Origin of the sequence: Zobellia barbeyronii (assembly GCF_018603515.1) — a bacterium.
Taxonomy (GTDB): domain Bacteria; phylum Bacteroidota; class Bacteroidia; order Flavobacteriales; family Flavobacteriaceae; genus Zobellia; species Zobellia barbeyronii.
Genome location: NZ_JACATN010000005.1, coordinates 112527 through 137616, shown reverse-complemented (window position 1 = coordinate 137616; position 25090 = coordinate 112527). Strand labels below are relative to the sequence as shown.

General features: G+C 36.9%; 28 protein-coding genes. 19 read left to right on the top strand and 9 right to left on the bottom strand.

Annotated elements, in window-relative coordinates:
- Positions 1–3 precede the first annotated feature (3 nt).
- From HW347_RS16780 to HW347_RS16770, 3 genes are all read right to left on the bottom strand, one after another.
- Positions 4–198, bottom strand: a complete 195-nt coding sequence (locus HW347_RS16780; protein ID WP_155596517.1) for a hypothetical protein — start codon at positions 196–198, stop codon at positions 4–6.
- Positions 199–390: 192 nt separating this feature from the next.
- Positions 391–1218, bottom strand: coding sequence for an OmpA/MotB family protein (locus HW347_RS16775; protein WP_214612908.1), 828 nt, complete (start codon positions 1216–1218; stop codon positions 391–393).
- A gap of 222 nt (positions 1219–1440) precedes the next feature.
- Positions 1441–2526: a vWA domain-containing protein gene (locus tag HW347_RS16770; RefSeq protein WP_214612907.1), complete on the bottom strand. Its 1086-nt coding sequence runs from the start codon at positions 2524–2526 to the stop codon at positions 1441–1443.
- 329 nt (positions 2527–2855) lie between these two features.
- Between HW347_RS16770 and HW347_RS16765 the strand changes: the two genes are divergently transcribed.
- From HW347_RS16765 to HW347_RS16730, 8 genes are all read left to right on the top strand, one after another.
- Positions 2856–3317 carry a (2Fe-2S)-binding protein gene (locus HW347_RS16765; protein WP_214612906.1) on the top strand — a complete coding sequence of 154 codons (462 nt, stop codon included), beginning with the start codon at positions 2856–2858 and terminating at the stop codon, positions 3315–3317.
- Between the two features lie 59 nt (positions 3318–3376).
- Positions 3377–5605, top strand: a complete 2229-nt coding sequence (locus HW347_RS16760; RefSeq protein ID WP_214612905.1) for a xanthine dehydrogenase family protein molybdopterin-binding subunit — start codon at positions 3377–3379, stop codon at positions 5603–5605.
- A 48-nt stretch (positions 5606–5653) separates the two neighbouring features.
- Positions 5654–6664, top strand: coding sequence for an XdhC family protein (locus HW347_RS16755; RefSeq protein WP_214612904.1), 1011 nt, complete (start codon positions 5654–5656; stop codon positions 6662–6664).
- A complete protein-coding gene (locus HW347_RS16750; protein ID WP_214612903.1) occupies positions 6664–7278 on the top strand; it encodes a nucleotidyltransferase family protein in 615 nt (204 codons plus the stop codon). Before HW347_RS16755 ends, HW347_RS16750 begins: the two co-directional genes overlap by 1 nt.
- Positions 7262–8347, top strand: coding sequence for an amidohydrolase family protein (locus HW347_RS16745; RefSeq protein ID WP_214612902.1), 1086 nt, complete (start codon positions 7262–7264; stop codon positions 8345–8347). Before HW347_RS16750 ends, HW347_RS16745 begins: the two co-directional genes overlap by 17 nt.
- A gap of 105 nt (positions 8348–8452) precedes the next feature.
- Positions 8453–9469 (top strand): M4 family metallopeptidase, encoded by a 1017-nt coding sequence (locus HW347_RS16740; RefSeq protein ID WP_214612901.1) that lies wholly within the window; start codon positions 8453–8455, stop codon positions 9467–9469.
- Positions 9469–9735 carry a hypothetical protein gene (locus HW347_RS16735; RefSeq protein ID WP_214612900.1) on the top strand — a complete coding sequence of 89 codons (267 nt, stop codon included), beginning with the start codon at positions 9469–9471 and terminating at the stop codon, positions 9733–9735. The genes HW347_RS16740 and HW347_RS16735 overlap by 1 nt, the downstream gene beginning before the upstream one ends.
- 24 nt (positions 9736–9759) lie before the next feature.
- Entirely contained in the window at positions 9760–10431 is a 672-nt protein-coding gene (locus HW347_RS16730) for a haloacid dehalogenase type II (RefSeq protein ID WP_214612899.1), read from the top strand.
- On the opposite strand, the gene HW347_RS16725 is transcribed toward HW347_RS16730, so the two are convergent.
- Both HW347_RS16725 and HW347_RS16720 read right to left on the bottom strand, forming a co-directional pair.
- Positions 10428–10571 carry a hypothetical protein gene (locus HW347_RS16725; protein WP_214612898.1) on the bottom strand — a complete coding sequence of 48 codons (144 nt, stop codon included), beginning with the start codon at positions 10569–10571 and terminating at the stop codon, positions 10428–10430. The genes HW347_RS16730 and HW347_RS16725 overlap by 4 nt on opposite strands.
- A gap of 271 nt (positions 10572–10842) precedes the next feature.
- Complete coding sequence (locus HW347_RS16720; protein ID WP_225901960.1) at positions 10843–11469, bottom strand: GntR family transcriptional regulator; 627 nt, start codon at positions 11467–11469, stop codon at positions 10843–10845.
- 205 nt (positions 11470–11674) lie between these two features.
- Between HW347_RS16720 and HW347_RS16715 the strand changes: the two genes are divergently transcribed.
- Positions 11675–12478 (top strand): hypothetical protein, encoded by an 804-nt coding sequence (locus tag HW347_RS16715; RefSeq protein ID WP_214612896.1) that lies wholly within the window; start codon positions 11675–11677, stop codon positions 12476–12478.
- An 86-nt stretch (positions 12479–12564) separates the two neighbouring features.
- Here the strand turns inward: HW347_RS16715 and HW347_RS16710 are convergent, their stop codons facing one another.
- Entirely contained in the window at positions 12565–14031 is a 1467-nt protein-coding gene (locus tag HW347_RS16710) for a c-type cytochrome (RefSeq protein WP_214612895.1), read from the bottom strand.
- A gap of 410 nt (positions 14032–14441) precedes the next feature.
- On the opposite strand from HW347_RS16710, the gene HW347_RS16705 reads away from it, so the two are divergent.
- A complete protein-coding gene (locus tag HW347_RS16705; RefSeq protein ID WP_214612894.1) occupies positions 14442–14897 on the top strand; it encodes a cold-shock protein in 456 nt (151 codons plus the stop codon).
- A 74-nt stretch (positions 14898–14971) separates the two neighbouring features.
- Entirely contained in the window at positions 14972–15655 is a 684-nt protein-coding gene (locus HW347_RS16700) for a 3-keto-disaccharide hydrolase (protein ID WP_214612893.1), read from the top strand.
- Between the two features lie 15 nt (positions 15656–15670).
- Here HW347_RS16700 and HW347_RS16695 read toward each other — a convergent pair whose 3' ends face one another.
- Positions 15671–16264: a pseudouridine synthase gene (locus HW347_RS16695; RefSeq protein ID WP_214612892.1), complete on the bottom strand. Its 594-nt coding sequence runs from the start codon at positions 16262–16264 to the stop codon at positions 15671–15673.
- A 146-nt stretch (positions 16265–16410) separates the two neighbouring features.
- On the opposite strand from HW347_RS16695, the gene HW347_RS16690 reads away from it, so the two are divergent.
- The 8 genes from HW347_RS16690 (at position 16411) to HW347_RS16655 (ending at position 22773) form a co-directional block, all read left to right on the top strand.
- Positions 16411–17040: an SDR family oxidoreductase gene (locus HW347_RS16690; RefSeq protein ID WP_214612891.1), complete on the top strand. Its 630-nt coding sequence runs from the start codon at positions 16411–16413 to the stop codon at positions 17038–17040.
- 136 nt (positions 17041–17176) lie between these two features.
- On the top strand, positions 17177–18037 hold the full coding sequence (locus HW347_RS16685; protein WP_225901959.1) for a sugar phosphate isomerase/epimerase family protein: 861 nt from the start codon (positions 17177–17179) through the stop codon (positions 18035–18037).
- A gap of 12 nt (positions 18038–18049) precedes the next feature.
- Positions 18050–19252, top strand: a complete 1203-nt coding sequence (locus tag HW347_RS16680) for a PQQ-dependent sugar dehydrogenase (RefSeq protein WP_214612889.1) — start codon at positions 18050–18052, stop codon at positions 19250–19252.
- 56 nt (positions 19253–19308) lie between these two features.
- Complete coding sequence (locus HW347_RS16675; protein ID WP_214612888.1) at positions 19309–19809, top strand: YdbT family protein; 501 nt, start codon at positions 19309–19311, stop codon at positions 19807–19809.
- 84 nt (positions 19810–19893) lie between these two features.
- Positions 19894–20406 (top strand): GNAT family N-acetyltransferase, encoded by a 513-nt coding sequence (locus HW347_RS16670; protein ID WP_214612887.1) that lies wholly within the window; start codon positions 19894–19896, stop codon positions 20404–20406.
- A 49-nt stretch (positions 20407–20455) separates the two neighbouring features.
- Positions 20456–21256, top strand: a complete 801-nt coding sequence (locus HW347_RS16665) for an alpha/beta fold hydrolase (protein ID WP_214612886.1) — start codon at positions 20456–20458, stop codon at positions 21254–21256.
- Between the two features lie 39 nt (positions 21257–21295).
- Positions 21296–21832, top strand: a complete 537-nt coding sequence (locus HW347_RS16660; RefSeq protein WP_214612885.1) for a sigma-70 family RNA polymerase sigma factor — start codon at positions 21296–21298, stop codon at positions 21830–21832.
- A 56-nt stretch (positions 21833–21888) separates the two neighbouring features.
- Positions 21889–22773, top strand: coding sequence for a PhzF family phenazine biosynthesis protein (locus HW347_RS16655; RefSeq protein ID WP_214612884.1), 885 nt, complete (start codon positions 21889–21891; stop codon positions 22771–22773).
- Positions 22774–22923: 150 nt separating this feature from the next.
- Here HW347_RS16655 and HW347_RS16650 read toward each other — a convergent pair whose 3' ends face one another.
- Together HW347_RS16650 and HW347_RS16645 are read right to left on the bottom strand one after the other, a co-directional pair.
- Positions 22924–23922 (bottom strand): hypothetical protein, encoded by a 999-nt coding sequence (locus tag HW347_RS16650; RefSeq protein WP_214612883.1) that lies wholly within the window; start codon positions 23920–23922, stop codon positions 22924–22926.
- A 466-nt stretch (positions 23923–24388) separates the two neighbouring features.
- Positions 24389–25066: a type 1 glutamine amidotransferase domain-containing protein gene (locus HW347_RS16645; RefSeq protein WP_155596491.1), complete on the bottom strand. Its 678-nt coding sequence runs from the start codon at positions 25064–25066 to the stop codon at positions 24389–24391.
- Positions 25067–25090: the final 24 nt, after the last annotated feature.

Here is a 25090-nt window from a genome sequence, read left to right as displayed (position 1 = left end):
CTCTTAATAGCCGAATCTCATAGCCATTTCAGACATTTCAGACGCCTGAAAACCAATTTTAAAGTACATTGTAATTGCAACCGTAGCTATAATTGCAAATAACGAAAGGGTTAAAGCCTGGTACCATTTAGGCATTCCGTTTAAAGCGGTATTCTTGATAATAACTGTTAATACATCCATGTGTTCTAAGTTTTCCATTTAACACAGCATTTGTTCTCGGATGTAGGTGTTCATTTTCGAATATGGGGGTTCTCATTTCCTTTAGACAGCGAAGTAGCCAAAAACCCTGCTTAATATTGTTTTAATTCGTTAAACCGCATAAAAAAAGGGAGAACGGTATGTTCTCCCTTTTTCAATCACCAAGTTCATAAACTTGGTACTAAATAGGTCTTAAAGAGACTCAGCATCTAAAAGTGCGAAGAACTTGTTTAAGTTAGGAATGATAACGATTTTAGTTCGTCTGTTCGTAGCTCTGTTCTCTCTAGTGTCGTTCTCTACTAATGGTAAGTAGCTACTTCTACCGGCAGCAATCATTTTTGTAGGATCAACATTGTATTTGTTTTGAAGGATGTCTACAACGCTAGTAGCACGTTTTACACTCAAGTCCCAGTTATTACGGAACATTTCAGTGCTAATAGTTTTAGAATCTGTATGACCTTCTACCATAACTTCCATGCTTGGCTCAGAGTTGATTACTTGTGCTAATTTCTCAAGAATCTTATTGGCTTTGCTGCTTACACGGTAGCTACCGCTGTTGAAAAGAAGTTTGTCAGATATATTGATCATAACAACAGTCTTGTCTATGTTTACATCTACATCATCTTCATCATCAGAGATAGATTTTTTCAATTTGTAAGATATAGCCAAGTTCATAGAATCTTGTAAAGTTTCAGCGCCTGCTAATTTAGTAGGGTCAACTTTTGCAAGAGTAGCTCTCATTTTAGCTTTAGTGTTATTGCTCATTACAGCAACATCATCAACAGAAGTCATTTGGCTATCGTTGATTTCTTTTAAAGAACCAATTTTAGAATTGTACTCGGCAACACGAGCTTCAATCTTAGTCATTTTCCCTTCAAGCTCTTCCTTTTCAACTTGGGTCTTTGTTAATGCGCTTTGCGTTTCAGATAAGTTGTTCTCAAGAGCAACAAATTTTTTCTTAGAAACACAAGATGCCAATAGGGTAACGGCAAGGGTACTTAGGATAATTGATTTTTTCATTTTCAAATGTTTTGTTATAAAGTATTTTGACTCATTAGTAATACGAAGTTGGTGCGCGATTGGATGTTAAAGGGCTATTAACATTCTCGACCAAAGGCCATTGAAATACGATGAAATTAACATCAATCATTTGATTCATAGTATTTTGTGCTTAAAAACAGGCCATAAAAAAAGACACCTAAAATAGGTGTCTTTTTTTTATTTTTTCTGGAGTTTTACTAACTATTCGCAGCCTCCGGTAAATCCGTCAGCATTAAATTTGGTCTGAACAGCACCTTGTAAGCTTCCTTTATTAACCTGTATAGCTAAATTATTGTCACCACCTCTTTTAGGGCTACAGTATTCAAAAAGATAAAAACTGCTAGCTCTATCTGAAACCAGGTCAGAAATTCTATTGAACGTTTCTTCCAGTTCTTCTTTATTAGCAGCAAACTCACTAGAAGTTTTTCCAATAGCTGTTAAAGCTTCCGTATCTATCTCAGAACCTAAACCAATAGTGAAAAAAGAAATATTTGGGTCTGCGGTATCAACCTTTTTCTGAGCGGAATCTTTTGAATAACGAGATGCTTGATCTTTACCATCTGTAAAGATAACTACTGAAGCAGCTCCAATTTTATCGCCTTGTGTACTTGCGTTCAAAAGCTCTGTAGCAATATCAGTAGATTTAATAACAGCTCCATAAAGGTCTGTAGAAACATCGCTACTTATATCCTTGTTGATAGTAGCAATGGCTTCAGTCAATTCTGATTTTTCAGAAGTCAATGGGTTTAGCTCGTGCAAGACATCTTCGCCATCAAACCAATAAATGGCCATTTTATAAGATTCTTGTGTTGTTTCTGGCATGGCAGTGTTAACAAAGCTTGTACTTGCCGTCTTTAATTCTTCTAGGCTACTTTGCAAAACACTATTACTTAAATCTAAAATCAATAAAGTATTACTTGAAAAAATCTGTTCGTTAGGAGAAATTCTAGCGTTAGATTCTGAAGTTGAAATGGTATTGAAACAATCATCATTTCTTCCTTGTTCGTAAATAGTAAATTGATCAGCGGTCAATCCTGAAACTGGACTTCCATCGCTATTAGAAACTTTAAAGAAAATAGAAACTTTACCGGGATCTGTAGTGTACTGGTCTTGAATGGATAGAATTAAATCATTTTCACCCAAGTCAAGGCAGTTGTCAACAGATTGTCCTTGTCCAAATCCATCACCTGTATTTAAGGCATAATTTACATCATCATCTGCATTCCCACAGGAAACAAATAAAGAGATAGATAGAAAAAACATAACAAGTTTTAAGAAGGAATTCATTTTCGTGATTTTTACGTTCAACCATCACAACGCTAATTTTCGATTTAAAGTATGAAGACGGTAAAAAAAGATGTTAATTATTGTTAAGGCCTTAAGTCAAGCGTTAAAATACTTTTTTCGAAAAAAGGGAGTCCTCTTTAATGGAAAATGATAATTCGATTTTATATCGAAGTAAATATTCCTTAAAACGAGTGTAAAAAAATAGATGTAAATATGGGATTAGCCCTAGTTTTTAAAAGACCAAAGGAAAAGTTAAAGTAGCGACGAAAAGTTAAAATTTTAATACCTTGTAAGTATCTTAATAAAGAAACAAAACTAAAACGATATTTATGCCAACGTATCAACTAACGGTAAACGGAAAAGCCCATACGGTAGAAGCTAGTGAAGACACCCCATTATTATGGGTTTTACGAGACCATTTAAATATGGTCGGTACAAAATTTGGTTGTGGTATAGCACAATGTGGTGCCTGTACGGTTCATGTTGATGGAAACGCCACACGAAGTTGTTCCTTGCCCGTAGCATCTGCCGTAGGTATGAGTATTACAACTATAGAAGGTCTTTCCGAAGATGGTTCACATCCGGTACAACAGGCTTGGAAAGAGGTAGATGTTCCACAATGTGGTTACTGCCAAGCAGGTCAAATGATGACTGCTTCCGCTTTTTTAGCGAAAAACCCTAGCCCAACTGAAGAAGAAATCAAAGACGCAATGAACGGTAACATTTGTAGATGTGCCGCTTATAACCGCATTAAGAAAGCGGTAGGCGTAGCTGCTGAAAAAATGGCTTAAAAAATACTATTACGCTTTTGAAAAAAAACCAAAAGCCGCAATTCTATAATATACTGTTCATGTCAAAATCATCCATACAATTTAGTAGAAGAAATTTTTTACGAACGTCATCACTGGCGAGCGGTGGCCTTTTAATAGGTTTCAACCTTTTTACCGCATGTAAATCTGATGTAAAACCGCCGGTAGATTTGGCCGATTTGAATTACAACGATTTCAATGCTTTTATAAAAATAGCCAAAAACGGGGCGGTGACTATCTTTTCGCCCAATCCTGAAATTGGACAAGGGGTAAAAACCTCTATGCCTATGATTATTGCCGAAGAATTAGATGTTTCTTGGGATAATGTATATGTGCAGCAAGGGGTTCTTGATACCAAAAATTACACAAGACAAATTGCTGGTGGTAGCCAGTCCATTCGTTTTGGATGGGATGCGCTCCGTCAAACAGGTGCTACGGCAAAACAAATGTTAGTGAATGCGGCTGCTGCACGATGGAGTGTAGATGCTTCTGAACTTACAGTAAGTGAAGGTGTAATCACCAACAAGGCGGGAGAAACGCTAACCTATGGTGATGTTGTAGATGACGCTGCTGCTTTAGAGGTTCCTGAAAATGCAGTTTTAAAAGAACCAAAGGATTATAAAATTATAGGTACCGATAGACGTAATGTAGATATTGATAAAATTGTTACGGGTCAACCATTATTTGGTATTGACTATAAGGAAGAAGGAATGCTTTATGCCTCAGTCCTTAGACCGCCGGCATTTGGACAAGAATTGGTTTCTTTTGATGCTGCTGAGGCTAAAGCATTGCCCGGTGTAGTTGATGTGATTAAGATTGGAGATAAAGCAAAAGCTCTTTTAGGTGGTGAAAAAGTAAATTGGACAGCCCAATTAAGTGGTAGTGGTAAAGTTGTTGTTTTGGCAAAGACGACTTGGGATGCTTTTAAAGGTAAAAAAGCTATTAAAGCCGTTTGGTCAGATGCTACACCTTTAGAAAGCACGGAGTTTCACGATGAAAAACTGAATGCTCTCCTAGACGGTAAAGATTTTGTAACCATGAGAAAAGATGGTGATGTTAATAAAGCTTTTGCTACGGCAGATAAGGTTTTGGAGCGTACCTATGAATCTCCGTTTCTGCCTCATAACTGTATGGAGCCTATGAACTTTTTCGCTAACGTAACGGACGAAAAAATTCATTTGGTAGGACCTGTACAAACCCCTGAAGATGCAGCGAATACCGTTGCTGAACTCTTGGGAAGAGATGTTGAAGATATTCATTTAGAGATGACCCGTATGGGTGGTGGTTTCGGTAGAAGGCTTTATGGCGATTTTGTTTATGAAGCAGCAGAAATTAGTGACGCAGTTAGAAAACCAATAAAAATGGTTTCTTCTCGTGAAGATGACATGTCTACCGGTGTGTACAGACCAGCTATAAAATATAGGATTAAAGCAGCAATAAAAGACGGTCAGTTAACAGGCTACCAATTAAAAGAAGCAGCTATTAATGGAAACATGTACGGATTAATTCCGAATTTCTTTCCTGCTGGTACCGTGGAAAATTATCAGGTAGATGTAGCTAACTATAAGAGTAACATTACTACTGGCGCATGGCGAGCACCGTATACGAACTTTTTGGCCTATGCAGAGCAGAGTTTCTTTGATGAACTAGCCGAAGAAATGGAGGTCGATAAAATTAAGATGCGTTTAGACCTTTTAGAAAAAGTAAAAGGTACCGAAGATGAGCGGATTCAATATTCGGCAGAACGTATGCAAAACGTTATAAAAATGGCAGTTGATAAATCTGGTTGGGGCAAACAACCCAAAGGAACTTATCAAGGTTTTGTAGCTTATTATTGTCATAACACGCATGTTGCAGAAGTTGCGGACGTACAGATTGAAAATGGTCTACCAGTGGTCAAAAAAGTAACTTGTATAGTAGATTGTGGTATTGTAGTAAACCCATTGGGCGCACTAAACCAAATTGAAGGAGGTATTGTAGATGGAATTGGCCATAGTATGTATGGTAGTTTCGGCTTTGAAAATGGAGTACCTACCGCTAACAATTATGATAAATATCGTTTGGGCCGTATGAAAGACGCAGCAGTTGTGGAAACTCATTTAGTACAAAATGAACTTTCTCCAACAGGGTTAGGAGAGCCAACATTACCGCCAGCAGGAGGAGCAGTAGCCAATGCACTTAAGGCAGCAACAGGCAAAAGAGCGTATAAACAACCTTTTATAGAACAGGCTGATTTGTGGAAAGTAAAAGAAGAGGATATTTTGGGCTAGTAAATTGGGTTCCAATAAAATCACTTTCTTTAATCGATTCCGGTTTGTATGACGCATGAATTAAAAAACCTAGTTAGAGCCTATAAGGCTGCTAAAAATAAGAAGCAAAAGACCGTCCTAGCGACGGTCGTTGCTTTAGAGGGCTCTTCGTACCGTCGTCCTGGAGTTCGTATGCTCATTCGTGAAGACGGCAAGAGGATTGGAGCAGTAAGTGGCGGTTGCGTAGAAAAAGAAATCATTAGACAGGCGCAAACTGTTTTTGCAGAAGATGTTTCCAAGATGATGATTTATGATGGTCGGTATCGATTGGGCTGCGAGGGCATTCTTTACATATTGATAGAACCCTTTTCTCCAAGCTCGACATTCCTTGAAGCCTTTGAGCTCACATTGAATAGCAGAGAGCAATTTAAAATTGTTTCATCTTTTAGTAAGAGTGAAGGTAGCGATGCAAGCCTAGGTTCGTTTTTTGTTTTTGGAGGAAAGAAAATTGGATTACGGAATGACACAGTTCTAACAGATGATAAGGAGTTATTTGAGCAACAAATGAACCCTTGTTTTAAACTGATTATAATTGGTGCGGAACATGATGCGGTGCAGTTGTGTTCCTTTGCTTCTTTAACGGGTTGGGAAGTTACTATTGTGGCTTCTGCAGCAGAGGAAAAGAATATAAATGATTTCCCGGGAGCCAATCTTTTTCTAACAGAAGAACCAGAAATGTTATCGCTTAATTCTATTGACGAACAAACTGCAATTGTTTTAATGACACATAGTTATGTTCGCGACTTAAAGTATTTGTTAGCTATTAAAGAATCACGCCCAGTGTATCTAGGAATGTTGGGGCCTGCAAAACGAAGGGAGAAACTTCTAAACGAATTCATAGAAAATTACCCTGAAGTCTCAGATGCTTTTTTTGATGTAATCCATGGTCCGGCAGGATTGGATATTGGTGCAGAAACTGCCCAGGAAATCGCTATGGCCATTCTTTCGGAAATACTCTCGGTTACAAGAAATAAAGAGCCCATAATGCTCAAGAATAAGCAGGGTAGAATACACACCTAATGAAGAATACGCCGCATCGTATTGCAATTTTAATATTGGCCGCTGGGGCTTCCACAAGAATGGGAAAACCAAAACAGCTCCTTCCTTGGAAAGACACTACTTTGTTGGAGCATGCTATTAAGACAGCTAAATCTGCGGATGCAATTGAGGTGGTCACTGTATTGGGCGCAAATACTAAATTGATACAATCTCAAATTAAGGAGGAAGTAATTTTTATTGAAAATACCGCTTGGCAATTAGGTTTAGGTGGTTCTATTGCTTTTGGAACCAAATGGTTGCTACAATCTGATATAGAGTTTGATGGGATATTAATTATGCTGGCGGATCAACCCTTAATCGATTTTAGATACCTTAATACATTGATTGCTACATCCGTGGAGCAAACGGACAGAATCATTGCTACCGCGTATAAAAATAGGGCAGGAGTGCCAACCATTTTTCCAATAAAATATGTGGACATGCTATTAAATCTAAATGAAGATTTTGGTGCGAAACATCTTTTAGAGCAAGAGCGGGACACTGTTATCACAGTTTCTGCAGGAAATCGTATTAGCGATGTTGATACTGAGGAAGATTATAAACAATTAAAGAACAAGAATGAATTTGAAAATTAGTCTTGCAATAATAGTATTGGTTTGCAATGGTTTAGCTGCTCAGGAAATGGGGTTTGAAGAGTATAATCCAAAATCCACCTTGGTGGTTCCGGTGCATGAGGTTACAAAAGCGAAATATCCTTTTGTAGATATTCATAGTCATCAAAGAAGTATGAGTGCGCAGAGCCTTAATGGTTTGGTAGCAGATATGGACGCTATGAATGAGGCTGTTATGGTCAATTTAAGCGGGGGTTCAGGGAGCAAACTGGTGGAAAGCGTAGATAATATAGCCAAAAACTATCCTAATAGATTTGTAGTCTTTGCTAATGTGGATTTTGATGGGGCTGGAAAATCAGGTTGGATTCAAAAGACCGTAGACCAACTAGAAGCCGATATTAAAAAAGGAGCTAAAGGCTTAAAAGTGTTCAAAAGTCTAGGGCTTAGAAATGTAGATAGTGATGGTAAGCGATTGGCGGTTGATGATGTGCGCTTAGACCCTATTTGGGCAAAGTGTGGGGAATTGGGCGTTCCCGTATTAATTCATTCTGCCGACCCAAAATCCTTTTGGGATGATATGAATGCAGATAATGAACGGTGGTTGGAGCTGAAAACACATTCCCGTAGAAAGCGTTCAGACACAGACCCGGCACCGTGGCAACAAATTATAGATGAGCAACACCGTATGTTCAAAAAACATCCAAAAACAAAATTTATTAGTGCTCATATGGGTTGGTATGCCAATGATTTACAACAATTGGGTGGTTTCTTAGATGACATTCCTAATATGTACGTGGGTATAGCTGCCGTAATTGCAGAGCTAGGTCGTCAGCCGCAAAATGCACGTGAATTTTTCACAAAGTATCAAAATCGAATCCTATTTGGAAAGGATAGTTGGAAGCCAGAGGAGTTCCCTACCTATTTTAGGGTCTTAGAAACCAATGACGAGTATTTTCCTTACTATAAGAAATATCATGCGTTCTGGGCTATGTATGGCCTTAATTTGCCCGATGAAATTTTGAAAAAAGTATATTATAAGAATGCCCTTAGTTTAGTTCCGGGTTTGGATAAAAGCTTGTTTCCCGAAGATTGATTAAGACGTAACTTATGTCAATTTTAGATAAAAGCTTAACGCTTATTTTTTGGAGATACTCTTAAAACATGCGAAATTACGTCGCAAACCCTAAATTCTATTTCTATGTGCACAAAAGCCCATTGCTATATAATTCCACCGTACTTACTTGAGAAATTAGCCAAACATGGCAACCGAAGTTGTAAAAGAGCTTTGAACGATACGGGAAGAATTGCGGAACGCAGACGCAGTAGCCTCAATAATTTGTTGTTACGCAACCAAGCAGAAGGGAGTGGGGAGCGTTTCGTATACGATTCTCAGAACCAATTTGAGCAGCGTATGAAGCTGGTTAGACAAGAAGGACAAGATCCTGTAGAGGATGAAAGTGTGAATAACGCATATGATACTTCGGGTTTTGTTCGCAAATATTTTCAGGAGACTTTTGGATTGAATTCAATTGATGGAAATGGACTTGATATTATATCCAACGTGCATTATGGTGAAGCTTATAACAATGCTTATTGGGATGGTGATGAAATGACATATGGCGATGGTGACGGTAAAGAATTTACAGATTTTGCCAGCGCTATAGATGTTGTTGCTCATGAGCTTGTACATGGTGTAACCCAGTTTTTTGCTAATCTAGAATATCAAAGTCAGCCTGGCGCACTTAACGAGCATTTTTCTGATGTATTTGGAACGATTATCAAACAAAAATACTTGGAGCAAGATATTGCTGATGCCGATTGGTTGATTGGTGATAGCGTGGTAACCGAAGAATTTCCAGGCGTTGCTATTCGTTCCATGAAAGCACCTGGTACCGCAAATGATTTTGATACGCAACCAGACCATATGGATAATTATTACAACGGAATGGGAGACAACCAAGGTGTGCATATCAATTCAGGCATACCTAATAAGGCTTTTTATCTGTGCTGTTTAGAAATTGGTATTGATGACTGTGCATTGATATGGTTTGAGACATTAAAAGCCCTTTGGCGTACGTCTGACTTTAATGATATGGTAGAAACTTTGGTAAGTACCGCTCAACAGCTGATTTCAGAAGATAAAGTAGCTCAAAATGCTGTAGAAGCTATCAGTATGAGTTTTTCTCAAGTAGGTCTAACTCCAATTGTTGTATAATGAAGTACGATATAAATATAGAAGGAGGTTTTACGGCGATTCCCAAGCGTTTTGAGGGGGAAGTTAAGCTTGGTAAAGATGAGGAAAAAGAAATGCGTGAGGCGGTTAGCGTTACGCAACAAGACAACAGCCAACTGCGTGACGGTTTTACCTATACTGTAAAGTTTACGGATGAAGATGGAATTTACGAATCGCAATTTAATGAGTCTAATCTACCTAAGAAAATCAGACATTTCATAACTGATATTCAAAAGGGAAATAACTGAACTGCAAGTAAAATACGGAACAAAATGAATAAACCTGAGCTACTTATTTTTGATATTAACGAAACCCTTTTGAATCTAGACCCTTTGGCTTCGGCTATAAATGAGGCATTGGATTCAAAACATGCTTTTTCATTGTGGTTCAGGACTTTACTACATTACTCCTTAGTTGAAACTTTAACTGGTAATTACGAAGACTTTAGCGCAATAGGAAAGGCTACGCTGAAAATGACAATGCAAAAATTTGATAAAAACTTGTCGGAAGATACTGTGGATTCAATCTTAGGGAATATAAAGAAATTGCCCGCGCATGATGATGTAAAAGAAGGTTTAAAACTTTTGAAAGACGCGGGTGTCAAATTGGTAGCTCTTTCTAATAGTAATGAGAATTTGTTAAAAGAACAATTGCAGTTTGCAGGTATCGCTTCATATTTTGATGCTATAATGTCTGTGGAAGTGGTTGCCAGTTATAAGCCTGACGCGTCTCCTTATAAAGCCGTTCTTGGTAAAATGAGTGCATCAGCAGAAAGCACCATGATGGTTGCCGCTCATGGATGGGATATTTTGGGAGCTAAACGTGCAGGATTGCGAACCGCATTTGTTGCACGAGAAGGTCACGCTATTTATCCGTTAGACGGAGCGCCGGAACTAATAGGCAAAACTATTCTAGAAGTTGCCCAAACAATTTTAAAAAACTAGTCTCTAACTAGCTCTTCTTTTTCGCTTAGATTACCGTAATCTTGAAAAATACCACAAGAATGCTCTTTCTTGATTAAAGATTTTTCTGTTTGCTTTTTCTTTCTAGCCAAAACTTCTATTTGAGGAGATAAGTAACCCATGTCTTTTTGTTTTTTTAGGTATCGTTAAAACGCCTTTAGTTTAAAATTGTTGTCTGCGTTTTCGGTTTTTAGTCGAAATACAATTCAAATGTAAATGTGTAATTTGAATTCAGATATAATTTTACAAAAACTTTGTGATTTGTTGACCTATGTATTGATAATGAACAACATATAAGTCTTCAATGGTTTACTTAAAAAGGTTGAAGATAATTTTGGAATTAGGTCAAAATGCCTAAATAAAAGACGGGAATTAAGATTTTTGTTGAAGAATCTATAATACCACAAGTTGCTTTTCAATGTAGCTTTTCACCAACATTAAATTCATTTTTAGAACTAATGCGGCAGAAGGAATATTATCATCCTCAATAGCAGAAATTATAGCATCATGCTGGTCATTAGAATTATAATGAAAGGAATCGTTGGACATAAAAGCACGTTCATAGAAGAAAACCCTTGTTTTTAAATCTTTAAGTATTTGTTGGAACACAGGATTCTTGTAGTTACAGGTTAGTAATCTATGAAATTCCATATATGCATTCACACGTTCCAGCGCATCTTTGGCGTTTGCAATGAGGTCTCTTTGTTTTTTTAATTTTGATATTGAAGATTCATTAAACGTAGATTCCTCTAGTGCCAGAACTTCTAAATGAGCAACAAGCTCATAAAGGTTCTTAGCCTCGTCTGGATTAACAGCTGCAATTACGAATCCGCGGTTGGGAATAGCACGTATGATGTGGGATTGCTGCAGTTGTGTCAAAGCTTCCCGAATAGGAGTTACGCTCACTTTCAATTTTCTAGATAATGCAGCAAGATTAATGCCTTGTCCAGGTTGTAAATCGCCTTTTTGCATTTGTCTCAAAAGATGCTCTCGTACTTTATCACGTAGTATAATACTCATTCCCATATGGTAAATATATAGTATCGTATACGATTATTTCTTTTTTTTCCGTATGATTTTTCAGATTTATTGACTTTAATTTTTAATCGAAAAAACAAAATAAATTAATAAAAAATGTTTCGATACATTTCATCTGAAAATCAGACTTGTATATACTAAAATGTAAAATTGATCGTTTGAAGGGCATAACCCCGAAAAATTAAATATGAGACACTTATTTGGAAATGTTAGAACGTTCGCTCTTGTTGGAGCAGCCGCTTTTTTAGCTTTTAGCTGTACTAGTGATGCGGAAGAAGTATTAGAAAACGAACAAGATCAAAAATTAGATCAATCTGAAGTAAAGACTATTTTGGAGACAGATGAATTGTCCAGTGCGGCAGATTCTATTGTACAAAGTCTTTTTAACAACCGAGAATCAGGAAAATCCGCTAAAGATGACGCGTGTTATACGGCAGATTATACAGACACGGGATTTACGGTTTCTTTTGACCAATGTACTGTAGAGGAAGAAGGTGAAGTCCTTAACGGCTCGCTGGCTGTTGTTTATGATGAGCAAGCAGATTCATTTGCTTACACGGTTACGTATAATGATTTGAATATTGATGGAATAGGAATGAATGGTACTCGTAGCTTTAGTTATAAAGCGGGAGAAGAGAACTCTATAGTTTTTGATGTTGTTACAGAAATGTCATTAACATTGGAAGATGATTCTGTTGTTACCGAAAAAGGAAACAAATCTTTTACCATTGCCTTTGATGAGGAGTTTGGTAGCGGTGTACTTTCTGTTGGAGGTGAATGGGTAGTGAACGCAAATGACGATAGCTATGCTGTAAATGTAACCTCTGACCTTCAGGCTCAGTTTGGTTGTGATTATATAGGAAAAGGTCTAATGGAACTTTCTAAAAACGGATTGACGGTAGATGTTGATTTTGGTGATGGTACTTGTGATGACCTTGGTGAGCTTGTTTATCCTGATGGAACCACAGAAACTATTACTCTAAAAGATTAATATCTGAAGTAGAATTATTATAAAAAAGAGCCCTTATCTTCAGAAGATAAGGGCTCTTTTTTATGAGTTCTATTGAGCGAGAAAAACTAAAGTGTTTTTACGTACTCCAGTAAAGCAAGACGTTGTTGGTCAGTTAATTTGTCACCAAAAGTATGTCCTCCATTACCGTATCCTTTTAAGCTGGTATCGTATGTTTCTTTATCAATTTTAGAAGTTTCTTCCGTGTAATTCCACCCTAAATTTTCTTTGTCATAATCGGTACTGTTAAAACTTCTGCTCCAGTATGTGGGTCGTTTTGAGCTATCCAACACTTCCGCTATAGTAGCCACCGAGCCATTATGAAAGTAAGGTGCAGTTGCCCATACACCATCTAGAGGAGGAGCGATATATCCGCCTTCGGCATTGAATTCTAAACCAGCGGCTCCTGTTCCAAACCAGCCCGAATTAAACCAGTCTAGAAAATAATCGTTAACATCAGATGGTGTTGTGTAAAGGTCCGAAAGCGCAGCATCCGTACCAATAGTTTTAAGTGCTACAAGAAGGTTTGGATATTCTTCATTCTCGCCATAAGAACCATGACATTTTACACAATTCTCTTCAAAAACAGGTTTACCTTCAGCTGCTAAATCGGCATCAATTTCAAAAGGATAGGCCGGCGCTTCTATGCTATAGATATAAGCAAGTATGTCTGGCATTTTTGGGTCTAATTCTTCGGCTTTTGTTTGGTCGTCCAATGTTAATAGGGCAGAACCTATGAAAGATTTACAAAAATCTTTACGTCCTATTCCGTGATAAAACAAAGCATTTTTCTTCTTCAGCAACCACCATGCGGGTACATCTGTAGGAATAACTTCATCACTTACATTTACATAAGGTGAGTCCGTCCATTCTAGCGTATTCTTGTCTCTGTGAGCGGCTAACACCCGTGTGATTTTATCAGCAGGATTAGCTCCTCTGGTTTCGGTAAGTGTTTTAGGGCCAATGGCTTCTATACTTTTTCTAAACTGGTCATAAGCTTCCCATTCATCACTTTCTTGCCCCCCGTAAAGCAAAGAAACACCTGCACTGACCAAACCAATGTTGTCTGCTCTATTTATAGTGAAATCTGCTGCGTGATTGCCTAACCCTACTACAAACTCATCGTTTATAAAGCTTGCATGGCAAGACATGCAATTGGGAGATACGATTCTAACACCATTTGCAGCGTTAACCGCTGTATATTCATAAGCAATATTAGCATTGTCTCCGGTACGTTGTAGTAAGTTTGTGTTGTCTCCTCCGGAACCTTGTACAAACGCATCGTAAGGCACGCCGGAACTCATATAGTTTCCGGTAATCAGAAATTCGTATCCTTTCTCGGCATCTCCAAGTCTTTGTGGAGATGCTGGTATGGCATTAACCTCTATAATTTCGTCCGGTGCTAGTTCTGGCTGTGGAGTAGGAGTTTCTTCATCCGGATTGGGAACAGATTCATATTCGTTGCTATCACTAGAACAAGCATAACCTAAAAACAATAGGCCAATTAACACAAGAATGTTTAAGTGTTTTTTCAAAATATAAAGTTTTATTCGTCTGTAGGATAACGATATGACTCGGGCGAAAGATAGTAATAAAGGTGATTAAAGTTATTTATACCAATCAAAAAAATGAAAGTTATAAGAACATAAAATTAGCTTTTGAGGACTAATCAACGTGCAGATTTATATATTTCATTTTCAAAATATGACATCTTTCAGCTCGTTATTTAAAGGAGATACGGAATTACTCAGAAAAAAGGAGTTAAAAGTTATGGTATTTGCTTTGTATTAATCCTTCTAAAACGCTGACAGTTATATTTTTATATGCAAAAAACGAATTTATATTAACCTTCTGTATTTCTATAATTTCTAACGTTTAAAATGCAAATAAAAACAAAATAATTTCTTACCTTATCCTCCTAATTTTAAAACAAGAAAAATAGCGCATGGCTAAATCGCAGCAAACCTATAATAAGACTGAAAAAGAGAAGAAACGTTTGAAAAAACGTGAAGAGAAACAAAAGAAAAAAAATGCACGTAAAGTCGCTTCAAAAGAAAACGACGAAGGGATTCCTTTCGCATATGTTGACTTTAACGGTAACCTTGTAGACACTCCGCCAGATCCATCACAGAAGGTGAAGATAGATGCTGAAGATATTGTTTTGGGTATTCCTAAAAGAGAAGAAGGAGACCAAGAAGAATTTGATCCAGTTCGCAATGGTAAAGTATCTTATTTTGATTTCTCTAAAGGTTTCGGTTTTATTATCGATTCTGAGAATCAGGAAAAATATTTTGTTCACGTAAGTGGCCTTATCGATGAAATTAATGAGAACGATAAAGTTTCTTTTGAGCTAGAAAAAGGTATGAAGGGCATGAATGCCGTTCGTGTTAAGAAAATATAGTAAGACTACTACTATTCAATTTTCGAATTGTATCTAATTAAATAGGACATAGCATTTGTCCGTTTTCTTTATCTATGAAAAAATTCATTTTAGTTTTTTCAGTGGCACTTATTGCCCTATGCTCATGTAAGCCAACGGCCAACAGCCTGTTTAATGGCAAAGACCTAAATGGTTGGCATATAGATGTTCCTGCAATGGACAGTACAGATGCAAGAAATCCCTTTATTATAAGAAATGGCATGTTGGTTAGCTTAGGCACACCAGCAGGCCATATTATTACTGATGCCTCCTACGAAGACTTTCGTTTGGATGTAGAATACCGTTTTGCCGGTGAGCCCGGTAATTGTGGTGTTTTAGTTTTTGCTTCTACACCTCGCTCATTATATAAGATGTTTCCAAAATCTATTGAAGTTCAAATGATGCATGAAAATGCAGGGGACTTTTGGTGCATTGTTGAGGATATTACTGTAGATGATATGGTAGAACGTCGTGGACCTAAAGAAGAGTGGGGTATTACTGAAGGTAAAAAACGCAGAATACTTAACCTAACCGATGGTTCTGAAAAACCCTTAGGTGAGTGGAATCACATGATTATTGAATGTCTAAAAAACGAAATTAAAGTTTGGGTAAACGGTGACTTGGTAAATCATGGTTATGATGCTACAGCTCAAACAGGACAAATTGCATTACAGGCCGAAGGCTCTGAAGTTGAGTTTCGTAAAGTAGAGCTTCTTCCTATTAGTAACCTAACAGAGTAAATTCAGTTTACCAAATTATTCCAAATTCAATTCTGTAGGTAAATTCGGGAAATCAATCACGTCAGACGGATTCATTCCTTCAAGTGTTACCGTTCCTATTCTAACCCGTACCAAACGCAAAGTGGGAAAACCTACTACAGCAGTCATCTTTCTCACTTGTCTAAATTTACCTTCTGTTAAAGTAACGGACAGCCAGGAATTTGGTCTATGTGTACCAACCCGTAATAAATGATGGGGTTCCGGAAAATTCGGTTCTTCCTTAATAAATTTAGCTTGGCAAGGTTTGGTCAAATACTTTTTTCCTTCAATACCAATTTCCACTCCTTTTTGTAATTTTTCTATGGCTTCGGGGGTAATGACACCATCTAATTGGGCGTAATATTCTTTTTCAATTCCCGAGCGGTTAACCGTATCGCTTAGTTTTCCATCGGTAGTCATTAAAAGGAGCCCTTCGGATTTTAAATCCAATCGTCCTATTGCCATAACATCATCCTTAAAAGGATGTAACTCACTTATAAAACGCTTGGAACGTTTTTCCTTTATATTATTGGAACCCATTTGACTTATGAATCCAAAGGGTTTGTAAATTTTAAAATGTTGATGGGCCATTCAAAAAAATTATGCCACAAAGGTAAGTCAATACCTTGGATAGAGTTTGCATTCACCAACAATGCTTCTGAGTCAAAAATGAATCATTCTGCATCAAGTTATAAAGGGGCAATCATCTAAATTTGTTGTAACTAAAAAATGATGAAATGGAAAATGTATTAGTAGCTGGTGCCAATGGTACCACAGGAAAAAAAATAGTAACACTTTTAAATCAATCTCAATATTTCAATCCTATAGCAATGGTTCGTAAAGAATCTCAGAAAGAGCAATTTGAGAAAGATAATATCACTACAGTTATGGGTGATTTGGAAGAAGATATATCGCACACCGTAAAAAATATAGATAAAGTAATTTTTGCAGCAGGTTCTGGCGGAAAAAAAGTAAAAGAAGTAGATCAAGAAGGAGCCAAAAGAATGGTAGATGCAGCTAAAGCTGGTCATTTAAAGAAATTTGTAATGTTAAGCTCTATGGGAGCTGACAACCCAGAACAGGCTAGTGACTTAAAGGATTACTTGAAGGCCAAACATAATGCAGATGTCTATCTAAAAGATAGTAATCTAACCTACGCCATAGTGCGTCCAGGTTCTTTAACGAATGATAAGGGAGCAGGGAAAATTAAAGCAGCATCTAGTTTAGAGAAATCAGGTTCTATCAGTAGAGATGATGTAGCCCAGACTTTAGTACGCGCTTTGCATGATGATGCCGTAAAAAACACCACTTTTGAGATTTTGGAAGGGGAAACTTTAATTGGTGAGGCTATTGATTCAGTTTCATAAATTGTAGATATTTTCGTTCGTACCAAAAGATTGTAATATATTAGGGTTTGCTTTTAAGCAAGCCCTTTTTTTTGTCCAATTTTAGAAACTTCCGTTAGGATATATGCATAGAAGAGATTTTATAAAACAGAGTAGTATGGCTTCGGCAGCAACCCTATTGCCAGTTACGGGTTTTTCCTTAGACAAGAAGCCGAAGTTTAAAATGGGATTGCAGCTTTTTACCATTCGTGATGCCATGAAAGCAAACCCGTTGGGGAGCCTTAAAAAGGCAAAAGCAATGGGTTATCAAGACCTAGAAATTTATGGTTTTGACCCTGAGAACATCGGATATTACGGATACAAGGCAAAAGAATTCAAACTGATTTTAGATGACCTTAATCTTACGACTAGCAGTGGCCATTATGATTTCTCGTCTTATTTTGATAAGCCAGATGAAGAGCTTAAAAAATACTTGGACGCTTGTATAGAAGGAGCTCACATGCTGAACAAACCTTATATTACTTGGCCTTGGTTAGCTCCTGAATTCCGTACTATTGAAAATTATAAAGTGCTTAGCGAAAAACTGAATTGGATGGCGGAGCAGGTAAATTCCGCTGGATTTGGTTTTGCATATCACAATCATGATTTTGAATTCACGGACCATAACGGTCAAATTGGTTATGATATCATTTTAAAAGAAACCAATCCGGAGTTGGTAAAGCTGCAGATGGATATGTATTGGGTGATGCACTCCTCAAAAAAGACACCACAGGAACTTATTGCCGATCAGCCCGGACGCTACGTGATGTGGCATATAAAGGATATGGATAAGGTTACCCGTGATTATACGGAACTAGGTAACGGTTCAATAAATTATGCAGAAATGCTTTCTCAAATAGATACGGATGCTCTGCAGTATTATTATATAGAACAAGGAAGTAATTTTGCCCTGGATTCCATGAAAAGTATAGCGGATAGCGCAGAATTCTTCAAGAAAAATTTAAGACAATATCTCTAACAAAACAAACACATGAAAAACTATACACTAAAAACATTTTTGATTGCAATGACGCTTGTGGGTTTTACCGCCTGTAATGAAAAGAAGCAAAAGGTTGAAGAAAAGGAACCGATGGTTACCTATGATGAACCAGAATCTAAATTACCCATTAAAGGACTGAAATTACCAAACGGATTTAAAATTGAGGTTTTTGCGGATAGTATAGATGGCGCACGTTCCATGGCTATGGGTGACGATGGAACTTTGTTCGTGGGAACTCGAAATGAAAAGAAAATTTATGCCATTCAGGATCGTGACAAAGATTTTAAAGCGGATAGAGTAATTGAACTTGATACCACATTAGAGTCGCCAAACGGTTTAGCTTTCAGAAATGGTTCGCTGTATGTGGCAGATGTAAGCAAGCTTTTTAGATATGATAATATTGAAGCTAATTTAGATAGCGTACCAGAGCGAACAGTAATTTATGATGATTTTCCAGAGCCGTTTCACCATGGATGGAAATACATTGCTTTTGGTCCTGATGATAAATTATATGTACCCGTTGGCGCACCTTGTAATATTTGCGATTCTACGGCAGTAGATGAGCGTTTTGCTACTATTTCCCGTATGGACCCAGACGGAAGCAATCGTGAGATTTATGCAAGGGGAGTTCGTAATACCGTAGGTTTTGATTGGCACCCAGAGACCAAAGAAATGTATTTTACGGATAACGGTAGAGATATGATGGGTGATGATATTCCTCCTTGTGAGTTAAACCGAGTTACGGAAGCTGGCCAACATTTTGGTTTTCCATTTTGCCATGGCGGGACCATTCCAGACCCGGAATTTGGTGACCAACGTCCTTGTTCAGATTTTGTAGCGCCTGTTCAAACCTTAGATGCGCATGTGGCTCCTTTGGGAATGAAGTTTTATACAGGAGATATGTTTCCAGAAAAATATAAGCAGTATGCCTTTATAGCAGAACATGGTTCTTGGAACCGTTCTAAAAAGTCTGGATATAAAATTTCTTTGGTGAAAATAGAGGATAATGAAGCTGTGTCTTATGAAACTTTTATAGAAGGTTGGTTAGATCAGGAAAGCCAAGAAGCTTTTGGTAGACCAGTAGATATATTGCTACTTAAAGACGGCTCGCTTTTAATTTCTGATGATTTTGGTGATGCAATTTATCGTGTCAGTTATGACGATGGAAGTAGCCAAGTGGCTAGTGTGGAGTAGGTGGTTAATTAAAAGTTTATTGTACGTGCTAATATAGCTCAACAATTCTAATTGATTTGAAAAGTAATCCAAAACATATAGTAAAGCAAAATTTATTGTTTCCCATTGGGTTACTGGTTTTTGTGTCAGCTATTATATTTGGATTTATAATATTCACTTATGAGTTGGAGGTACCTCTTGTGATTAAGTTTATTTTTATTGGAATCCCATTGGTTGTACTTGTCTTCCACTTTTTACAACGTATATTTTCATGGGAGCTAATACTCTACGAAAATATTGTTGAGATCAGCAAACCTTTTGGACTGGATAAAAATAGTCGAAGGAAAATTAATTATGGAGAAATAAGAGAAGTTGACTTTTTACAAGGGCGTAAGCTGTTGACTAGTATGAAAATCTTCACCAATTCTGGAAAAAAATACAACGTGCTTCTGGATAATAGTTTTATGGAAATTTCAAAAATGTTGTTTTTTCTAGAAAATTCCGGAGTAACTGTTAAGCTCAATAGTGACAATAGAATTAAGAGAAAACTAAAAAAGTTAAGGGAAAAAAATGTTTAGAAAATGGTTTGAAATAATAGGGAAAGACTCACTGCTAAAAGTTAACATCTTCATACAGCCTGTAAGCTAAAATCCCATTCAAATATGAAAATAACTACAAGCACTCTCAATGATATTCCTGAAATATTTAGGCTGTATAAATTAGCTACTGAATTTCAGAAAATAAAATTCCCTGACAACCAATGGCCTGAATTTAAAAAAGACTTTATAACAACGGAAGTTATTGAAAACCGACAATTTAAGCTCTTAATTGACGATAAAATAGCTTGTGTTTGGGCCATAACCTATAGTGACCCTCAAATTTGGGAAGAGAAAGATAATGACTCATCTATCTATATTCACCGTATTGCTACAAATCCCGAATTTAGAGGTAAGAACTTTGTGCAAGCCATTGTAGCCTGGTCTAAAGACTTCGCCGCAAAGGAAAACAAACAGTACATTAGAATGGATACTTGTGGCAAGAATGATAAACTAATCAATCATTATAAAAGCTGTGGTTTTGATTTCTTGGGAATGAAGAAATTAAAAAACACTTCAGATTTGCCATCTCATTATCATAACGCAGATGTGTCCTTTTTTGAAATCAATTTAAAATAAAACAAAAGAGTAATACATACCAGTAGATTTATCCATCAAACTAAACCAAATGAAACAAAGTGCAAACCACATTCTTATTTTGTTAACCCTTTTCATTTCTATTTCTGCCTTTGCACAGGATTCCGTTTTTCCTGAATACGAGGTAAAAGAATTTGTATTTCAAGGACATGATGCCAAGGTAGTTTTTCCGAGCAAAGCGAACGCCAACACCTATTGGATTTGGAGAGCGCGCTTTTGGGGTACTGAGCCACAAGTAGATAAAGCTCTTTTAGAAAAAGGATTTCATGTGGTGTATGTAGACGTTGCCAACTTATTCGGGAACGATGAGGCAGTACAACTATGGAATGACTTTTATAAATTTTGTATTTCGGAATATGGACTTAATCAGAAAGTAGTATTGGAAGGATTGAGCCGTGGCGGATTAATTATTTATAATTGGGCGTCACAAAACACGGATAAGGTTTTCAGTATATATGCCGATGCGCCTGTATGTGATATTAAGAGTTGGCCAGGAGGAATGTTCAGCGGAGAGGGAAGTCCCAAGGCTTGGGAACTTTGTTTAGCGGCGTATGGGTTGGACTCCGTTTCGGTTAAAAGCTTTGAGGGTATTCCTATCAATACGAGTGTAAAAGTCGCTAAAGCAGGTATTCCTGTAATCCATGTTTATGGAGATTCAGATGTAGTTGTTCCTTTTGAAGAAAATACGGCATTACTCAAAGAAAACTTTGAAAAAGCGGGAGGCACCATAGAGCTCATCGGAAAAGAAGGAGTGGGTCACCATCCTCATAGTTTGGAGGATCCTACACCCATAGTAGACTTTATTTTGAAAAGTGTAAATTATAAGGAATAACTGGTGTTGGTATTTCCATCTCAGTAAAAAAACGAAATCTTGAAAACTGAAATCAATATCATTTGGGAAGACCTCAATGTAGAGCTTTATAAATTTATTTCAGGGAAGATTAAAGATGAGCATCTAGCTAAAGATATTCATCAAGAGGTTTTTATCAAGATTCAAACTAATATTCATCAGCTTAAACACACTTCTAAGATTACCTCTTGGGTATATCAAATTACAAGAAACACCATCATTGATTACTTCCGCAAAGCAAAAAATCAAAATGTAGCCATAGGTGATTTAGATATTCCCGAAACAGAAAGCAACAATTTTGAATATGCGAATTTAACTAACTGCATCAATTCAAAAATACATAGTCTTTCTGCAGAACATAAGGAAGCAATTGTTTTAACTTCCTTTAAAAATTATTCTCAAAAGGAGCTTGCCCAACATCTAAAAATCTCTTATTCAGGAACAAAATCTAGAGTTCAAAAAGCCCGAGAAATTTTGAAAGATAATATTTTAGACTGCCCCAATGTAGCGTCTGATAGTTCTGGAAAAATAATCGATTTTGAAAATAACGAAGATTAGCTACGTCTTTTTCCATTTCATTACGTCTATAAGTTGTAACCTAATAAATAGATACAATGGAAACTTCAAAAAAGAAAATAACCGTACAGATTCTTAATGCCTTTGCCGAAAACGGAAAAGGAGGAAACCCGGCAGGAGTAGTGCTAAATACCGATGCGCTTACTGCAGAGAACAAATTAGAAATAGCTAGAAAAGTAGGTTTATCAGAAACTGCATTTGTTTCAAAATCTAAAACAGCAGACTTTAAGTTGGACTTCTTTACGCCTAACAAGCAAATAGCCCATTGTGGGCACGCCACTGTAGCAACGTTTTCCTATTTAAAACAGATAGGCGCGTTAAAGAGCAGTAGTTCTTCTAAAGAAACCATTGATGGTAAACGAAAAATAGAGCTGATCGGCGACTTAGCTTTTATGGAACAGTTGGCTCCAAAATACACAGATGTTAGTCATAGGGAAGGTATTATTTTAAAATCCCTAGGATTAAGTAAGGCTGACCTTTTGGCGAATGCTCCAATACAATTAGTGAACACGGGAAACTCATTTATATTAGTCCCTGTAAAAAACAAAGCCATACTAAAAAGCATAGTTCCAAATTTAAACCGGATAACAGAAGTCAGCAAGGAATTTGATTTGATTGGGTATTACGTTTTTTCTACCGACACAGAAAGTACAGCATACGATGCTACGTCAAGAATGTTCGCACCTAGTTATGGAATTGAAGAAGAAGCGGGAACAGGAATGGCTGCAGGACCGCTTGCCAGTTATCTGTTTGACGTTTTGAAAATGGAACAGAACAGTTTCAAAATCCAACAAGGAAAATATATGAAAGTACCTTCGCCCAGCTTAATTGTCGTAATTCTACAGATTGAAAAAGACAAGATAAAGGGTTTGATGGCTGGTGGAGTAGGCTTGCTTCAACGTGAAATAGAGATTGATATTTAATAATTAAACCACCTTACACTAGAAATGTAAGGTGGTTTAATTGTAAACACTCCAAAGTTTTACTCGATTATCGATATTAAATACTCCGAGGCTTGCCTCGAAATCAAAGTGTATTCCTTTTAATACCTCGTGGGCTTGCCCCCAGGTAGTTTACTTCGTTGTTATTTCGCCCATTTGGATGACTTCAAAATTATTTAGGGTGACATTTCTTAATGCTCTAAGGTCGTCATTATCCCAGTTTTCATCTGGTGCACCGGATATGAACATGTTTGACCCAACATCTGCTAGTATTAACCCATATTTTTTCATGGCTTGAAGAATTATTTTATTTGTTTCAGAAAAATCACTGGTATCGAATGTCGATTTAAGTCTTAAGACAGCACCAAAAGGTAATAATTGATCATTTGTATTACCAGAAACTAAATGACGTGCCGGATGTATATACCCCTCATAGATTTTAGATCTAGGAATGGTGAACCTAATGGGATGGTCTATTTCTCCTTTTTCAATTTCACTATACCTAACAAGTAATGGGAAAATTGGTAAACCTGCCGCATCTGCTGATGTCCATCCATCTGGCCTAAATGTATTTTCATTTAAATCAAATACAGCAGCACTAAATACTTCAAAACCAGCACCAACTTGCTTTGAATTGAATAATTCATACAACATACCGTTTTCTATATCTACAGAAATAACATGACTATCTCCTTTTCCATTACCTTCAATTGGTGCATCTAGGGGAATAGGAAAAGGACCCTTATCACTTTCTGAAGGATAACCGTTTTCACTAAAAGAAATAGGCACATTTTGTTGGCTACCATCAACTACAATATAAGGTATACCAATGGGAGCATCATTGTATAGACCACTACCAAAATCAGGAAAAAGCCCAGAATTTAAACCTATATTCTCTAGTATGATATCTGAATGTGAATCTACAGGGCTATTGGTAACCTCTTTGTTTAATGGGTGATTTGATGGAAAAACCTGAATGTTCTCTGCACTTGACAGTTCAACTGATTCACTAGATAGTTCATTTGATTCATTATCATCAGGTAGAATAGTATCTGACTCCGAAGAACAAGAAGTAGAAAGTATTACTATTGGTACAATAAAAAGACGTTTTAGGTTAAGTAAATTTATCATGATTATGGGTTTTATGTACTACAATGAATATGTGGTAATTGTTAATAAGGCAACGAGAGATGCAAATGCGATTTTGCCAACAAAAAGTCTTTCTCCTTGAATATAACTGGTGATGACGTTAGTTGAAAACTATTTTTCTTAATCATTATTGTTATACTATTCAAAAAAATAGAGTGGGCAAAATGTATTTATCCAGTATTGAATAGAATTTCTAGAGACCTTATATTTTTTGGCGGTCTATTTTACAGAAATCTGTCCGTTGTAAATTTTGGTATATGATGAATAATTTTAGTTCTAAGCCTTCTTTTATGTACTGTTTATTTAGGCAGGGAGGTCTTGTTTGTTTCTCAATAGATTGCTAAAAATGATTGTTTTTTTAGTCAACCTATTTCAGGACGGGACAAATAGAAACAAAAAAAGCTTACCGGATACCGGTAAGCTTTCTTACTAATTGGGGGGTATTCAATTAGTTTAAACTAGCCAAAAGTTTTTCAGCTACTAATTCTGATGATGCAGGATTTTGTCCTGTAATTAAGTTACCATCTTGTAAAGCGTAGGCAGCCCAATCTTCACCTTTGGAGTAGATACCTCCATTTTCTTTCAATGCATTCTCAACTAAGAAAGGAACTACATCCGTAAGTTGAACAGCATCTTCTTCTGTATTTGTAAATCCGGTTACTTTTTTACCTTTCACCAAAAATTCTCCGTCTTGTCCTTTTACGCTTTTTAAAGCAGCAGGAGCGTGACATACAAAAGCAATAGGTTTTTTCTGTTCATTGAATTTTTCTATCAATGCTATAGAATTGGCATCAGTTGCTAAATCCCATAATGGCCCGTGACCACCAGGATAGAAAACCGCATCAAAATCATCAGCATTCATATCGGCCAATACTTTGGTGTTTTTGATTTTTTCCTGCGCTACAGCATCTTTTTCAAAACGCTCTGTATCTGCAGTACTTGCATCTGGAGTGTTACTACTAGGATCTATTGGGGCAGCGCCACCTTTTGGAGTTGCCAAAGTAATATCAGCACCTTTGTCCAATAATGTATAATATGGATTAGCGAATTCTTCTACCCAAAATCCAGTTTTTTTACCTGTATCTCCCAATTTATCATGAGAGGTTAAAACGAATAATATTTTCATCTTTTTAAGTTTTTTAAATTATTA

Coding starts and splice junctions, on each gene's coding strand:
- HW347_RS16780 (WP_155596517.1), bottom strand. CDS start 198: ATGGAAAACTTAGAACACATGGATGTATTAACAGTTATTATCAAGAAT.
- HW347_RS16775 (WP_214612908.1), bottom strand. CDS start 1,218: ATGAAAAAATCAATTATCCTAAGTACCCTTGCCGTTACCCTATTGGCA.
- HW347_RS16770 (WP_214612907.1), bottom strand. CDS start 2,526: ATGAATTCCTTCTTAAAACTTGTTATGTTTTTTCTATCTATCTCTTTA.
- HW347_RS16765 (WP_214612906.1), top strand. CDS start 2,856: ATGCCAACGTATCAACTAACGGTAAACGGAAAAGCCCATACGGTAGAA.
- HW347_RS16760 (WP_214612905.1), top strand. CDS start 3,377: ATGTCAAAATCATCCATACAATTTAGTAGAAGAAATTTTTTACGAACG.
- HW347_RS16755 (WP_214612904.1), top strand. CDS start 5,654: ATGACGCATGAATTAAAAAACCTAGTTAGAGCCTATAAGGCTGCTAAA.
- HW347_RS16750 (WP_214612903.1), top strand. CDS start 6,664: ATGAAGAATACGCCGCATCGTATTGCAATTTTAATATTGGCCGCTGGG.
- HW347_RS16745 (WP_214612902.1), top strand. CDS start 7,262: ATGAATTTGAAAATTAGTCTTGCAATAATAGTATTGGTTTGCAATGGT.
- HW347_RS16740 (WP_214612901.1), top strand. CDS start 8,453: ATGTGCACAAAAGCCCATTGCTATATAATTCCACCGTACTTACTTGAG.
- HW347_RS16735 (WP_214612900.1), top strand. CDS start 9,469: ATGAAGTACGATATAAATATAGAAGGAGGTTTTACGGCGATTCCCAAG.
- HW347_RS16730 (WP_214612899.1), top strand. CDS start 9,760: ATGAATAAACCTGAGCTACTTATTTTTGATATTAACGAAACCCTTTTG.
- HW347_RS16725 (WP_214612898.1), bottom strand. CDS start 10,571: ATGGGTTACTTATCTCCTCAAATAGAAGTTTTGGCTAGAAAGAAAAAG.
- HW347_RS16720 (WP_225901960.1), bottom strand. CDS start 11,469: ATGAGTATTATACTACGTGATAAAGTACGAGAGCATCTTTTGAGACAA.
- HW347_RS16715 (WP_214612896.1), top strand. CDS start 11,675: ATGAGACACTTATTTGGAAATGTTAGAACGTTCGCTCTTGTTGGAGCA.
- HW347_RS16705 (WP_214612894.1), top strand. CDS start 14,442: ATGGCTAAATCGCAGCAAACCTATAATAAGACTGAAAAAGAGAAGAAA.
- HW347_RS16700 (WP_214612893.1), top strand. CDS start 14,972: ATGAAAAAATTCATTTTAGTTTTTTCAGTGGCACTTATTGCCCTATGC.
- HW347_RS16695 (WP_214612892.1), bottom strand. CDS start 16,264: ATGGCCCATCAACATTTTAAAATTTACAAACCCTTTGGATTCATAAGT.
- HW347_RS16690 (WP_214612891.1), top strand. CDS start 16,411: ATGGAAAATGTATTAGTAGCTGGTGCCAATGGTACCACAGGAAAAAAA.
- HW347_RS16685 (WP_225901959.1), top strand. CDS start 17,177: ATGGCTTCGGCAGCAACCCTATTGCCAGTTACGGGTTTTTCCTTAGAC.
- HW347_RS16680 (WP_214612889.1), top strand. CDS start 18,050: ATGAAAAACTATACACTAAAAACATTTTTGATTGCAATGACGCTTGTG.
- HW347_RS16670 (WP_214612887.1), top strand. CDS start 19,894: ATGAAAATAACTACAAGCACTCTCAATGATATTCCTGAAATATTTAGG.
- HW347_RS16665 (WP_214612886.1), top strand. CDS start 20,456: ATGAAACAAAGTGCAAACCACATTCTTATTTTGTTAACCCTTTTCATT.
- HW347_RS16655 (WP_214612884.1), top strand. CDS start 21,889: ATGGAAACTTCAAAAAAGAAAATAACCGTACAGATTCTTAATGCCTTT.
- HW347_RS16650 (WP_214612883.1), bottom strand. CDS start 23,922: ATGATAAATTTACTTAACCTAAAACGTCTTTTTATTGTACCAATAGTA.
- HW347_RS16645 (WP_155596491.1), bottom strand. CDS start 25,066: ATGAAAATATTATTCGTTTTAACCTCTCATGATAAATTGGGAGATACA.